The sequence below is a fragment of the Glaciihabitans sp. INWT7 genome (genome assembly GCF_014217685.1).
Classification (GTDB): domain Bacteria; phylum Actinomycetota; class Actinomycetes; order Actinomycetales; family Microbacteriaceae; genus Lacisediminihabitans.
Genome location: NZ_CP043653.1, coordinates 2,949,799 through 2,962,424, shown reverse-complemented (window position 1 = coordinate 2,962,424; position 12,626 = coordinate 2,949,799). Strand labels below are relative to the sequence as shown.

The following is a 12,626-nucleotide window of genomic DNA, read 5'->3' as shown; positions in this document are numbered from 1 at the left end:
CCACTAACCCACCGAGTCAACTGAACTCGGGGCAGTCCCGACGTCGGTGTGATCAGCGTCACCAAGGTGGTCGGCGACGACGGAGTGACGCGCTGGCGGGTGCAGATTCCGAGCACCCAGGAGTGGTCTCCGTTCGCCGACGGAGTGCCGAACGACCTCAACTCCGATCTCGTGTCAAAGCTCAACCCGGCGCAGCAGACGCAGCTCATGAAGGCGGTCGAACTGTCGCTGCAGCAGGCGGGGTATGTCCCCGGGTCCGGTGATCCGCTCCTGCTCGGTGGCTTCAGCCTCGGCGGGATCGCCGCCGGCAAGCTCGCGGCCGACCCCGGCTTCACCTCGCGGTTCAACGTCCAGGCGGTGGTGACCGGAGGGTCGCCGCTCGACGACGTGTACATCCCGCCCAACATCAAGGTCGTCTCCCTCGAGCACAACACCGACCCGGTGGCGAACGTCGGCGACCTCCTGGCGCCGCACCAGCCCTATCCGAACCGGATCGTTTTCGATGTGCCTCCACCCGCGACTGTCGATAAGGCGCTGTCGGATGCCCCGGCGCCTCTCGGCCACGGCGCTGCCGACTATGCGGCCAGCGCCAAGAAATACATCTCCGAGTCGACCGACCCCCGCATGCAAGACTTCAGAGACAGCACGGCGGAGTTCTTCGGCAGCACCGAGACCTCTACCGACTATGCGGTGACGAGAGGATGAACGCGGTGACATCTCCCCTGAGAGCGGCCATCATCGCCGGCGCAGCGAGTGCGCTCGGGTTCGCCGAAGGACACCCGCTCCGCTCAGGCGGTGGCGGTGACGCGGTTGCCGTCGCGGAGGCGCTCCAGAACCTGCGCCTCCAGTTGGTGGCGATCGATCCCGTCATAGTGGACGCCGTGGCCGCGAGCAGTTTCGACGGCTCGCCCGAACGCCGTAATCTCAACCTCCGGCTCCACCTCGATCCCTCCGTCGCGGACCTTCCCGCAACGCGACTCGCGCCCCTTCTGGGCGGCGCGCTCGAGCGCGCCTGGGGGTTCCGGGAGTTCTTGGCAGCCGGCGTCTCGGTGCAACTATGGCTCGGCCCGCGCCAGCAGCTGCCCTACGACAACTCGGCGAAGATGGATCTCGCGCCGGTGCTCGAGGCGCTGGACATCCCCGGCGCGCGGGTGTTCAAGAAGATGCTCTCAGTCTCGGCGCGCGATCTCGAGCGGCATTTCGGGCCGCGATCGGATGGCGCGAAATGAACTCCACCCCTGCGGTTGTGGGGGCAGCCGAGGGGCTGCGCCTGCGATTCCCGGGAGCTTGGCGCGAGATTCCGTTGCGCGACGCTGCGGTCACCGCGGAGGCGGTACGTCGGCTGGTCGTCGAGTCGATCGGCCGCGCAGACGACCGGGCACGACTCCGCGCAGAGGTGCGGGAACGGCTCCTGTCCGCAGCATCTGCCGCCCGCGCGGCTAACGCCGACCGCTTCGTCATCGCCCTCGAGGCCGTCACGGGCCTGCCCATCCCCGCCTTCCTCGGCGTCTACACCCCGGGTCTCGATGTCAGTGCGGCCACGTCAGCGGCCGCGGCCGAGGTCATGAGCGTGGTGATCACCGCCCTCGGCGCGCTCCCCGGCGAGGACGGCTCGGAGCGCTATTCGACCGGCGAGTCGGAGGTGCTGGTGACGAGCCGAGAAGATGTCGTGGTGCCCGAGATGCCCCCTGGAGTGGACATCGATCCTGACGAGGTTCGCAATCTGCTCATCGATTTCTGGATGACGGTGCCCGGGGAGCGTCGTGTCGTGCTGCTGTCGTCCTCCTCTCCCGCCATCGATCTTCGGGAGCCCCTCTTCAATCTCTACCGGGCGATCGTCTCGACAGCGGAATGGAGCAGCTCGTGACGAGGCGACACCGGGTGGTGTCTGCGGCGATGGCGGCCACCCTCGTGGTGCTCCTCTCCGGCTGCGCCTTCGCAGTCCCGTCCACCCGCACGACTGACCCGGCCCTGGTCGCGCTGGCGGCGAAGGTCGCCGAGATCGATGGGGTCCAGGATGCCGCAGCCGTGCCGAGCTACGACGGATCCCCGACAGCGCAGAGACTCGGGATCCGCATCTATCTTGATGAGCCGGCAACGGGTGACCTCGCGGCGATCACCACCGACGCGCTGCGCCTGGCCTGGGGATTCCGCGGATTCACGCCCGTCTCATACACCGTGCAGGTCTGGAATGGCCCCCGCCAGTCGCCGCCGTACGACAACACCAAGCGGGTGGATCTCACACCCGTGCTCGACCAGCTCGACCTTCCGACATCGCGGGTCTACAAGGGCGACCTCACCGCGTCGATAGAAGACCTCTCTGCGAAGTTCGGCGCGCGCGGGTGAGCTCGTCGATCATTTGACCGCCACCCCTCGCGACGGCTAGTATCTACGAGGTGTGCGCTTTGTCGTGCGCTTGAACCGTGCCCGCTGTTTCGGGGCGTGGATCGGGCTCGATTTCAGCCATACAAGCTGGGTTTGCCGGTCTGTGAAAGATCAGCAGCCCCCACGGCATACCACTCAGGATCGAACATTCTCGTGAGATTCGCGTGTGGTGCAAAACGTTTCCGACGGACCTACAGAACGTCGGAACGGATGCTACGCAACATCTGTCACCGTGCAGTAAATACAAGGAGTATGTAGTGCCCACCATTCAGCAGTTGGTCCGTAAGGGCCGCAGCCCCAAGGTCGTCAAGACCAAGGCGCCCGCCCTCAAGGGCAACCCGCAGCAGCGCGGTGTGTGCACCCGCGTGTACACGACCACCCCGAAGAAGCCGAACTCGGCTCTCCGCAAGGTCGCGCGCGTCAAGCTCTCCAACGGCACCGAGGTGACCGCTTACATTCCCGGCGAGGGCCACAACCTGCAGGAGCACTCGATGGTGCTCATCCGCGGCGGTCGCGTCAAGGACCTCCCCGGTGTGCGTTACAAGATCGTGCGCGGCGCGCTCGACACCCAGGCCGTTAAGAACCGCAAGCAGGCCCGTAGCCTCTACGGCGCGAAGAAGGACAAGAAGTAATGCCTCGTAAAGGACCAGCACCGAAGCGTCCCGTAGTTGCGGACCCGGTCTACGGAGCCCCCATCGTCAGCCAGCTCGTCAACAAGATCCTTCTTGATGGCAAGAAGGGCCTCGCCGAGCGCATCGTGTACGACGCGCTCGTCGGAGTATCGACCAAGAACGGTGCGGATGCCGTCGTCACGCTGAAGAAGGCGCTCGACAACGTTCGTCCGACCATCGAGGTCAAGAGCCGCCGTGTCGGTGGATCCACCTACCAGGTGCCGGTCGAGGTCAAGCCTCACCGCGCCAACACCCTCGCGCTGCGCTGGCTCACCACCTACGCCAAGGGTCGTCGCGAGAAGACCATGACCGAGCGTCTCACCAACGAGATCCTCGACGCTTCCAACGGCCTCGGTGCCGCCGTGAAGCGTCGTGAGGACACTCACAAGATGGCCGACGCCAACAAGGCCTTCGCGCACTACCGCTGGTAGACGCTGGAGCCGTGGTAATCGCGCCAGCGATTGCGCGACGCCAGTCCCGAGGGAGCCTACGACCGAGGTTTCAGGCCCCTCCCGGCATCCATTCCACTTTTTAACCGTAAGGACACCCCGTGGCACAAGACGTGCTCACCGACCTGAACAAGGTCCGCAACATCGGCATCATGGCTCACATCGATGCCGGCAAGACCACCACCACCGAGCGCATCCTGTATTACACGGGTATCACCCACAAAATCGGTGAGGTGCACGATGGTGCAGCCACGATGGACTGGATGGCGCAGGAGCAGGAGCGTGGAATCACGATCACGTCTGCGGCGACGACCTGTTTCTGGAACAAGCACCAGATCAACATCATCGACACTCCCGGTCACGTGGACTTCACGGTCGAGGTGGAGCGTTCGCTCCGCGTTCTCGATGGTGCTGTCGCGGTGTTCGACGGCAAGGAGGGCGTCGAGCCCCAGTCCGAGACCGTCTGGCGCCAGGCCGACAAGTACGACGTTCCGCGCATCTGCTTCGTCAACAAGATGGACAAGCTCGGAGCCGACTTCTACTACACCGTCGACACGATCATCAAGCGCCTCGGTGCGAAGCCCCTCGTCATCCAGATCCCGATCGGATTCGAGAACACCTTCGAAGGCGTCGTCGACCTCGTCGAGATGCGTGCACTGACCTGGCGTGGAGACTCAAAGGGTGACGTCGAGCTCGGCGCGAAGTACGACATCGAAGAGATCCCGGCCGACCTGGTCGAGAAGGCCAACGAGTACCGTGCCGCTCTTCTCGAGGTCGTCGCCGAGACCGATGACGCGCTCCTCGAGCGCTTCATGGAGGGTGACACCGACTTCTCGGTCGCCGAGATCAAGGCTGCGATCCGCAAGCTCACCATCTCGAGCCAGATCTACCCCGTCCTCTGCGGCTCCGCGTTCAAGAACCGCGGTGTCCAGCCGATGCTCGATGCAGTCGTCGACTACCTGCCGACCCCGCTCGACGTGCCGGCCATCGAAGCCCACGACCCGCGTGACGAAGAGAAGGTAATCCTTCGCCACCCGGACTCGACGGAGCCCTTCGCGGCGCTGGCCTTCAAGGTCGCGGTGCACCCCTTCTTCGGTCGTCTCACCTACATCCGGGTCTACTCGGGCAAGGCAGACTCCGGCGCGCAGCTGGTCAACGCGACCAAGGGCAAGAAGGAGCGCATCGGCAAGATCTTCCAGATGCACGCCAACAAGGAGAACCCGGTGGACAGTGTGACCGCTGGTCACATCTACGCGGTCATCGGCCTCAAAGACACGACAACGGGTGACACACTCACCGACCCGACGAACCAGGTGGTTCTCGAGTCGATGACGTTCCCGGAGCCGGTCATCGAGGTCGCCATCGAGCCGAAGACCAAGGCCGACCAGGAGAAGCTGGGTCTCGCGATCCAGAAGCTCGCTGAAGAGGACCCGACCTTCCGCACGGAGCAGAACATCGACACCGGCCAGACCGTGATCAAGGGCATGGGCGAACTCCACCTCGACATCCTGGTCGACCGCATGAAGCGCGAATTCGGCGTGGAAGCGAACGTGGGCAAGCCGCAGGTCGCCTACCGCGAGACGATTCGTCGTGTCGTCGAGAAGCACGACTTCACTCACAAGAAGCAGACCGGTGGTTCTGGCCAGTTCGCCAAGATCCAGATCTCGCTCGAGCCGATGGAGGTGACCGCGGAGAAGAGCTACGAGTTCGTCAACAAGGTCACCGGTGGTCGGATCCCGCGCGAGTACATCCCGTCGGTCGACCACGGAATCCAGGACGCGCTGCAGGTCGGCGTGCTCGCGGGATACCCCATGGTCGGCGTGATGGCGATCCTGCTCGATGGTGCGTCTCACGATGTCGACTCCTCGGAGATGGCATTCAAGATCGCCGGCTCGATGGCATTCAAGGAAGCGGCCCGCAAGGCCGATCCCGTGCTGCTCGAGCCGCTCATGGCCGTCGAGGTGCGCACCCCGGAGGAGTACATGGGTGACGTGATCGGCGACCTCAATTCGCGCCGTGGACAGATCCAGTCGATGGAGGATGCAACGGGCGTGAAGGTCATCGCCGCGAAGGTGCCCCTGTCGGAGATGTTCGGATACGTCGGAGACCTCCGGTCGAAGACTTCCGGGCGGGCGGTGTACTCGATGTCGTTCGACAGCTACTCTGAGGTGCCGCGCGCGGTGGCCGACGAGATCATCCAGAAGAACAAGGGCGAATAGCTTCCGCTATTCACCCAAGTAAAATATCTACATCCAAACCCCGTAGCGCACGCGGTTCGAAACAATTCGAACCGTGGGCGTCTACACCTAAGTCCTGAGGAGGACCAATTGGCGAAGGCAAAGTTCGAGCGGACTAAGCCACACGTCAACGTCGGTACCATCGGTCACGTCGACCACGGTAAGACCACGTTGACGGCTGCAATTACCAAGGTGCTGCACGACAAGTACCCGACGTTGAACGCTTCTTACGCGTTTGACCAGATCGACAACTCCCCTGAGGAGAAGCAGCGTGGAATCACGATCAACATCTCCCACGTGGAGTACCAGACCGAGAAGCGCCACTACGCACACGTAGACGCCCCCGGCCACGCCGACTACATCAAGAACATGATCACCGGCGCTGCCCAGATGGATGGCGCGATCCTGGTCGTCGCCGCCACTGACGGCCCGATGCCCCAGACGCGTGAGCACGTGCTGCTCGCTCGCCAGGTCGGCGTGCCGTACATCGTCGTCGCACTGAACAAGTCCGACGTCGTCGACGACGAGGAGATCCTCGAGCTCGTCGAGATCGAGGTTCGCGAGCTGCTCTCGAGCCAGGAGTTCGACGGGGACAACGCTCCCGTCGTGCGCGTCTCTGCACTCAAGGCCCTCGAGGGCGACGAGAAGTGGGCAGCGACCGTTGCCGACCTCATGGACAAGGTGGACGAGTTCGTCCCCGAGCCCGTTCGCGAGACCGAGAAGCCCTTCCTCATGCCCGTCGAGGACGTCTTCACGATCACCGGTCGTGGAACCGTCATCACCGGCCGTGTCGAGCGTGGAATCCTCCACCCGAACGACGAGGTCGAGATCGTCGGCATCAAGGAGAAGTCCTCCAAGACCACCGTCACTGCCATCGAGATGTTCCGCAAGACCCTCGAAGATGCGCGCGCCGGTGAGAACGTCGGTCTCCTGCTCCGTGGAACCAAGCGTGAAGACGTCGAGCGTGGCCAGGTTGTCGTCAAGCCCGGTTCGGTCACGCCTCACACCGAGTTCGAGGCGAACGCCTACATCCTTTCCAAGGATGAGGGTGGCCGTCACAACCCGTTCTACGCGAACTACCGCCCGCAGTTCTACTTCCGCACCACGGACGTCACCGGCGTCATCTCGCTGCCCGAGGGCACCGAGATGGTCATGCCCGGCGACACCACCGAGATGACGGTCAACCTGATTCAGCCGATCGCCATGGAGGAAGGCCTCCGCTTCGCTATTCGCGAGGGTGGACGCACCGTGGGCGCCGGAACCGTAATCAAGATCCTCAAGTAGTAACTGTTCGGCGCTGATCCAGCGCACACGAAGGGCCGCACCCGAGAGGGCGCGGCCCTTCGTCGTTTCCCGGCCGCTGTCGCGCGCCGACGCGGCCGCCCGCCTCGCCGCGCGCCTCACCGTGTCCTCCGTGCAGTCCGATCGCTTCGAGCCGGCACTAACTGTCATTCCCGGCCCCGCTTGGGACGGAATGTGACGTCTCGATCACGAAAACCTGGACGGGGCGGGCCGGTGCGAGCGGAGAGCACCCACGCACGGAACACCCCTCCGCGCAACCCGCTTGCCACCCGATATCCGCTGCCTAGGCTGGAATCATGCCTCGACTTCGCCGCAGTGATTCTTCCGGTGCGGGATTGCGGCGAGTGCGGGCCGGGCGGGGCTTCTCCTACAAGGACGCCGCCGGACATCCGATCGCCGACCCGCAACTCCGGCGACGGATCGAACACCTCGCCATCCCCCCGGCCTGGACGGAAGTCTGGATCGCCCCGTACCCCAACGGCCACATCCAGGCGACGGGAGTGGATGCTGCGGGACGCCGCCAATACATCTACCACCCGACGTGGCGGGAACAGAAGGACCGCATCAAGTTCGATCGCGCGCTGAGCCTTGCAGAATCGCTTCCCAACGCGCGACGCCGGGTGACGATCGAGCTGCGCCTGGACGAGCCCACCCGCGAGCGCGCTCTCGCCGCGGCCTTCCGGATGCTCGACACCGGCTCGCTGCGGGTGGGCTCGGAGCAGTACGCCGAGTCCAATGGCAGCCACGGCCTTGCGACGCTGCTCTGCTCCCACGCGAGAGTGAGCGGCGACACGGTGGCTCTGCATTTCCCCGCGAAGAGCGGGCAGGAGTGGCAGTCGGAGATCACCGACCCCGACCTGGCCGCGGTAGTGCGGTCGCTGAAGAGGCGCGGGCCGAATGCGCGACTTCTCGCGTGGAAGGAGGGCTCCCGGTGGCATCCGGTGGTCGCCCCTGATATCAATGCCTACGTGCGCGAGCGCACCGGCGGAGAGTTCACCGCAAAGGACTTCCGCACGCTGCACGGCACGGTCGCGGCGGCCGTGAGCCTCGCCAAGCACGGACCGGAGCAGCGCAAGTCCGCCCGGGACCGCGCCATCGCGCAGGCCATGCGGGATGCCTCGGCGGTTCTCGGCAACACGCCGTCGATCGCACGCAAGAGCTACGTGGACCCTCGATTGGTCGACCGCTACGCGGAGCACGCCACGATCGATCCGCACCGCCTCAATTCCGCGGAGTCCGAACTGCGGGCCCTGCTCTTCGACTGACTTCGAGACCTTCTTTACCGCGCAGGGCGAGAGGTGCAGAATTACCCTGTCGACCGCCTGGGAGACACTGGATCAAAGGAGATACGCATGGGACTCGAGGACATCACCGGTAAAGCAGAAGCGTTCCTCAAGGACGACAAGGTCGCCGGAGCCCTGCACAGCGAGCAGGCGGAGGACATCAGTGACAAGCTCCTCGACGGCATCGCCGACGTCGCGAACAAAATCACCGGCGGCAAGTTCGAAGAGCAGATCGACGGCGCCCGGGATGCCGCAGACAAGGCAGTCGGCACCGAGTAGACGGCGATAGGGGGGCCCGCGATTCCACTACCGTTAGGGGAATGGCGCGCCCCCCACTTCTCCCCGTCGGCCACCACTTCGTCACCGGCCTCCTTCTGCTGACCGCATCCACCGGATGCATCGATGCGGTGAGTTACCTCGCCCTCGACAAGGTGTTCACCGGCAACATGACCGGTAACGTGCTGTTCATCGGCTTCAGCCTCGTCGGAGCGGGCAAGTCGCTGCTGCTCAACAACATCATCGCGCTTCTCGGCTTCGTCCTCGGATCCATCCTGGGTGGACGCATCGTCGGCCAATCGGCACCGAAAGGGCTCCCGCGCTCGAGCCGCGGGGTACTGATCGGGGGAGCGGTATTGATGATCGTGCTCGCGATCTACTGGCTGATCGTGCACCAGCTCAATCACCCCGCGCTGCTCTCGGTGACCGCCCTCCTGGCCGTTGTCATGGGAGCCCAGGTCTCCGCCGTCAAGCCGATCGGCAACTCGGATGTCACGACGATCGTCGTCACGAACACTCTCGCCAACCTCGCCCGGGACAGCAGGCTCGCCGGGGGAAGTAGCAAGAACTGGTTTCCGCGCCTCGCCGCGGTGGTCGCCATGGGAGTGGGCGCGGCCATCGGCGCCGTGTGCGTGCAGTGGGCTGGCGGTGCTGTCGCCCTGCTCGCCGGCACGATCATCTTTACCGCGGCAACGATCACCCTCGTCACCGCGGATCGTCGCTCCCTCTGACTGAGTCTCGTTTTCCGGGGCGGATACGACACGCCGCAGCATGACACGCCCGGGTTGCAGACACTGGCAAACCTGTGGCAGACTCTCCTAGTTCAACAAAACCGGCTTTGCGCCGGGATCACTGCCAGGCAGTGCACAGATGCGAGACCGGATCGTCAAGATCCAGCGTCACCATCTGGGCCGCGGGTAGCAGAACACGACTTAATCGAATCCCCTGGATGTGGTCACAACCATGTTCGGTGCGCGGGCAACACGCCCGGGCGCGGGGGTCGACGCAGTCCAAGCTACAACCGGACTCAAGTATTCATTGACACAAAAACAGTGGTGCGACAGCACCGGGCCCCGCAAGGGCGCGGACTGAGCAAACCGAGCATCCAATAGCCGAGCGCATGCCGCGAAGCCAAGATGCATTAAAGAGAGTGAGTCACACATGGCGGGACAAAAGATCCGCATCCGACTTAAGTCGTATGATCACGAGGTCATCGACAGCTCGGCGCGCAAGATCGTCGACACGGTAACCCGTGCCGGTGCTACTGTCGTCGGCCCGGTGCCCCTTCCTACCGAGAAGAACGTGATCGTCGTGATCCGTTCTCCTCATAAGTACAAGGACAGCCGCGAGCACTTCGAGAAGCGCACCCATAAGCGCCTCATCGACATCATCGACCCGACGCCGAAGGCCGTCGACTCGCTCATGCGACTCGACCTCCCCGCCGACGTCAACATCGAGATCAAGCTGTAGGACGAATCATGGCTACTACTAAGACAAGCAAGGGACTGTTGGGCAAGAAGCTCGGCATGACCCAGGTCTGGGATGCGAACAACAAGCTCATCCCCGTCACCGTCGTGGAGATCACTCCCAACGTCGTGACCCAGCTGCGCTCAGAGGAGGTCGACGGCTACCTCGCCGTGCAGATCGCCTACGGCCAGATCGACCCCCGCAAGGTGAACAAGCCGGCGTCCGGTCACTTCGACAAGGCGGGCGTCACGCCTCGCCGTCACCTCACCGAGGTCCGCACCGCGGATGCCGCCGAGTACACGCTCGGCCAGGAGATCGCGGTCGACATCTTCGAGGCCGGCCAGAAGGTCGACGTCGTCGGTACCTCCAAGGGCAAGGGCTTCGCCGGAGTCATGAAGCGTCACAACTTCAAGGGTGTCTCCTCCTCCCACGGTTCTCACCGCAACCACCGCAAGCCCGGCTCGATCGGTGCATCCTCCACGCCTTCCCGCGTGTTCAAGGGAATGCGCATGGCCGGCCGCATGGGTGGTGACCGCGTCACCGCGATGAACCTCATCGTGCACTCGGTCGACCTCGAGAAGAACCTGATCCTGGTCAAGGGTGCCGTTCCCGGCGCCAAGGGCCGCATCGTCTTCGTCCGCAACGCAGTGAAGGGAGCGTAAGGCCATGGCCGACAACACGCTCGACGTCATCGACTCCAAGGGAAAGAAGGTCGGATCTGTCGACCTCCCCGCAGAGACCTTCGACGTGCAGACCAACGTCCCGCTCATCCACCAGGTCGTCGTCGCCCAGCGCGCCGCAGCCCGCCAGGGCACGCACAACACGCTCCGTCGTGGTGAGGTGTCCGGTGCCGGTCGCAAGCCGTTCAAGCAGAAGGGAACCGGTCGTGCCCGCCAGGGATCGATCCGTGCTCCCCAGATGACCGGTGGTGGAATCGTCCACGGACCCCACCCTCGCGACTATGCGCAGCGCACCCCCAAGAAGATGATCGCGGCAGCACTGCGCGGCGCCCTCTCGGACCGCGCCCGCGGTGGACGCATCCACGTCGTCGACTCGCTCTCCGTCGGAGACGTGCCCTCGACCAAGACCATCGTCGCTCTGCTGGCGAGCATCGCCACCTCGAGCCACGTGCTCATCGTCATCGAGCGCGATGACCTGGTCTGCCAGAAGAGCGTGCGCAACATCCCCGGCGTGCACGTGCTCACCTGGGACCAGCTCAACGCCTACGACGTCGTCGTGAGCGACGACATCGTGTTCACCAAGAGCGCCTTCGACGGCTTCGTCGCCGGACCGGTCAAGACCGCACGGGTCGAGACCACCGAGGACGACGCGCCGGTCAGCAAGAAGCGCGTCAGCCCTGAGCGTGCAGCGGCACGTAGAGAGAAGGCATCCGCATGAGCATCGCGACCCAGAAGGACCCCCGCGACGTCATCCTGTCGCCGGTCGTCTCCGAGAAGAGCTACAGCCTGATCGACCAGGGCAAGTACACCTTCATCGTCGACCCGCGGTCGAACAAGACCGAGATCAAGCTGGCGATCGAGAAGATCTTCAGCGTCGAGGTTGCGTCGATCAACACCCTGAACAAAAAGGGCAAGACCCGCCGTACCAAGTTCGGTCTCGGCAAGCGCAAGGACACCAAGCGCGCGATCGTGACCCTCAAGTCCGGTTCCATCGACATCTTCACGGCTGTCGGCTAGGGACTGAGGAGAGAAAACAATGGCTATTCGTAAGTACAAGCCCACGACTCCCGGTCGTCGCGGTTCCTCGGTTGCAGACTTTGCCGAGATCACGCGTTCGACCCCGGAGAAGTCGCTTCTTCGCCCGCTGCCCAAGACCGGTGGCCGTAACAACGCCGGTCGCATCACGACCCGTCACATCGGTGGTGGCCACAAGCGCCAATACCGCGTGATCGACTTCAAGCGCAACGACAAGGACGGCGTCAACGCCCGTGTCGCCGAGATCGAGTACGACCCGAACCGCACGGCGCGCATCGCGCTGCTTCATTTCGTGGATGGCTCGAAGCGCTACATCATCGCTCCGAACAAGCTCAACCAGGGCGACATCATCGAGTCGGGCGCCGGCGCAGACATCAAGCCGGGTAACAACCTGCCGCTGCGCAACATCCCGGTCGGCACCGTCATCCACGCGATCGAGCTGAAGCCGGGCGGGGGAGCCAAGATGGCTCGCTCTGCCGGAGCATCCGTTCGTCTCGTCGCCAAGGACGGCCCGTACGCGCAGCTCCGCCTGCCGTCCGGTGAGATCCGCAACGTCGACGCGCGCTGCCGCGCCACGATCGGCGAGGTCGGCAACGCCGAGCAGTCGAACATCAACTGGGGAAAGGCTGGCCGTATGCGCTGGAAGGGCGTTCGCCCGACCGTGCGTGGAGTCGCCATGAACCCGGTCGACCACCCACATGGTGGTGGAGAGGGCAAGACCTCCGGTGGACGCCACCCGGTCAGCCCGTGGGGCCAGAAAGAGGGCCGCACCCGCCACATCAACAAAGAGAGCGACAAGCTCATCGTTCGCCGCCGCAATGTCGGCAAGAAGCGCAAGTAG

16 protein-coding genes are annotated in these 12,626 nt (G+C 64.3%); all 16 read left to right on the top strand.

Annotated elements, in window-relative coordinates:
- The first annotated feature begins 48 nt into the window (after positions 1-48).
- A complete protein-coding gene (locus tag F1C58_RS14330) occupies positions 49-705 on the top strand; it encodes a hypothetical protein (protein WP_185201726.1) in 657 nt (218 codons plus the stop codon).
- Between the two features lie 5 nt (positions 706-710).
- Positions 711-1,229: a hypothetical protein gene (locus tag F1C58_RS14325; RefSeq protein WP_185201725.1), complete on the top strand. Its 519-nt coding sequence runs from the start codon at positions 711-713 to the stop codon at positions 1,227-1,229.
- The gene (locus tag F1C58_RS14320) at positions 1,226-1,867 is read left to right on the top strand and encodes a hypothetical protein (protein WP_185201724.1); all 642 of its coding nucleotides are present in this window, start codon (positions 1,226-1,228) and stop codon (positions 1,865-1,867) included. The genes F1C58_RS14325 and F1C58_RS14320 overlap by 4 nt, the downstream gene beginning before the upstream one ends.
- Positions 1,864-2,346: a hypothetical protein gene (locus F1C58_RS14315; RefSeq protein ID WP_185201723.1), complete on the top strand. Its 483-nt coding sequence runs from the start codon at positions 1,864-1,866 to the stop codon at positions 2,344-2,346. Before F1C58_RS14320 ends, F1C58_RS14315 begins: the two co-directional genes overlap by 4 nt.
- Positions 2,347-2,642: 296 nt before the next feature.
- Entirely contained in the window at positions 2,643-3,017 is a 375-nt protein-coding gene (rpsL, locus tag F1C58_RS14310) for a 30S ribosomal protein S12 (protein WP_130981949.1), read from the top strand.
- Entirely contained in the window at positions 3,017-3,487 is a 471-nt protein-coding gene (gene rpsG, locus F1C58_RS14305; protein WP_185201722.1) for a 30S ribosomal protein S7, read from the top strand. The genes rpsL and rpsG overlap by 1 nt, the downstream gene beginning before the upstream one ends.
- A gap of 119 nt (positions 3,488-3,606) precedes the next feature.
- Positions 3,607-5,724, top strand: a complete 2,118-nt coding sequence (gene fusA / locus F1C58_RS14300) for an elongation factor G (protein WP_185201721.1) — start codon at positions 3,607-3,609, stop codon at positions 5,722-5,724.
- 108 nt (positions 5,725-5,832) lie between these two features.
- On the top strand, positions 5,833-7,026 hold the full coding sequence (gene tuf / locus F1C58_RS14295) for an elongation factor Tu (RefSeq protein WP_185201720.1): 1,194 nt from the start codon (positions 5,833-5,835) through the stop codon (positions 7,024-7,026).
- Between the two features lie 314 nt (positions 7,027-7,340).
- On the top strand, positions 7,341-8,309 hold the full coding sequence (locus tag F1C58_RS14290; protein WP_185201719.1) for a DNA topoisomerase IB: 969 nt from the start codon (positions 7,341-7,343) through the stop codon (positions 8,307-8,309).
- Positions 8,310-8,396: 87 nt separating this feature from the next.
- Positions 8,397-8,606, top strand: a complete 210-nt coding sequence (locus F1C58_RS14285; RefSeq protein WP_185201718.1) for an antitoxin — start codon at positions 8,397-8,399, stop codon at positions 8,604-8,606.
- A gap of 41 nt (positions 8,607-8,647) precedes the next feature.
- A complete protein-coding gene (locus F1C58_RS14280) occupies positions 8,648-9,334 on the top strand; it encodes a YoaK family protein (RefSeq protein ID WP_185201717.1) in 687 nt (228 codons plus the stop codon).
- A gap of 430 nt (positions 9,335-9,764) precedes the next feature.
- Positions 9,765-10,073, top strand: coding sequence for a 30S ribosomal protein S10 (gene rpsJ / locus F1C58_RS14275; RefSeq protein ID WP_147783478.1), 309 nt, complete (start codon positions 9,765-9,767; stop codon positions 10,071-10,073).
- Positions 10,074-10,081: 8 nt separating this feature from the next.
- Complete coding sequence (gene rplC, locus F1C58_RS14270) at positions 10,082-10,732, top strand: 50S ribosomal protein L3 (protein ID WP_185201716.1); 651 nt, start codon at positions 10,082-10,084, stop codon at positions 10,730-10,732.
- Between the two features lie 4 nt (positions 10,733-10,736).
- Positions 10,737-11,468: a 50S ribosomal protein L4 gene (gene rplD, locus F1C58_RS14265; protein WP_185201715.1), complete on the top strand. Its 732-nt coding sequence runs from the start codon at positions 10,737-10,739 to the stop codon at positions 11,466-11,468.
- A complete protein-coding gene (gene rplW, locus F1C58_RS14260; RefSeq protein WP_185201714.1) occupies positions 11,465-11,767 on the top strand; it encodes a 50S ribosomal protein L23 in 303 nt (100 codons plus the stop codon). Before rplD ends, rplW begins: the two co-directional genes overlap by 4 nt.
- A 19-nt stretch (positions 11,768-11,786) precedes the next feature.
- Entirely contained in the window at positions 11,787-12,626 is an 840-nt protein-coding gene (gene rplB / locus F1C58_RS14255) for a 50S ribosomal protein L2 (protein WP_185201713.1), read from the top strand.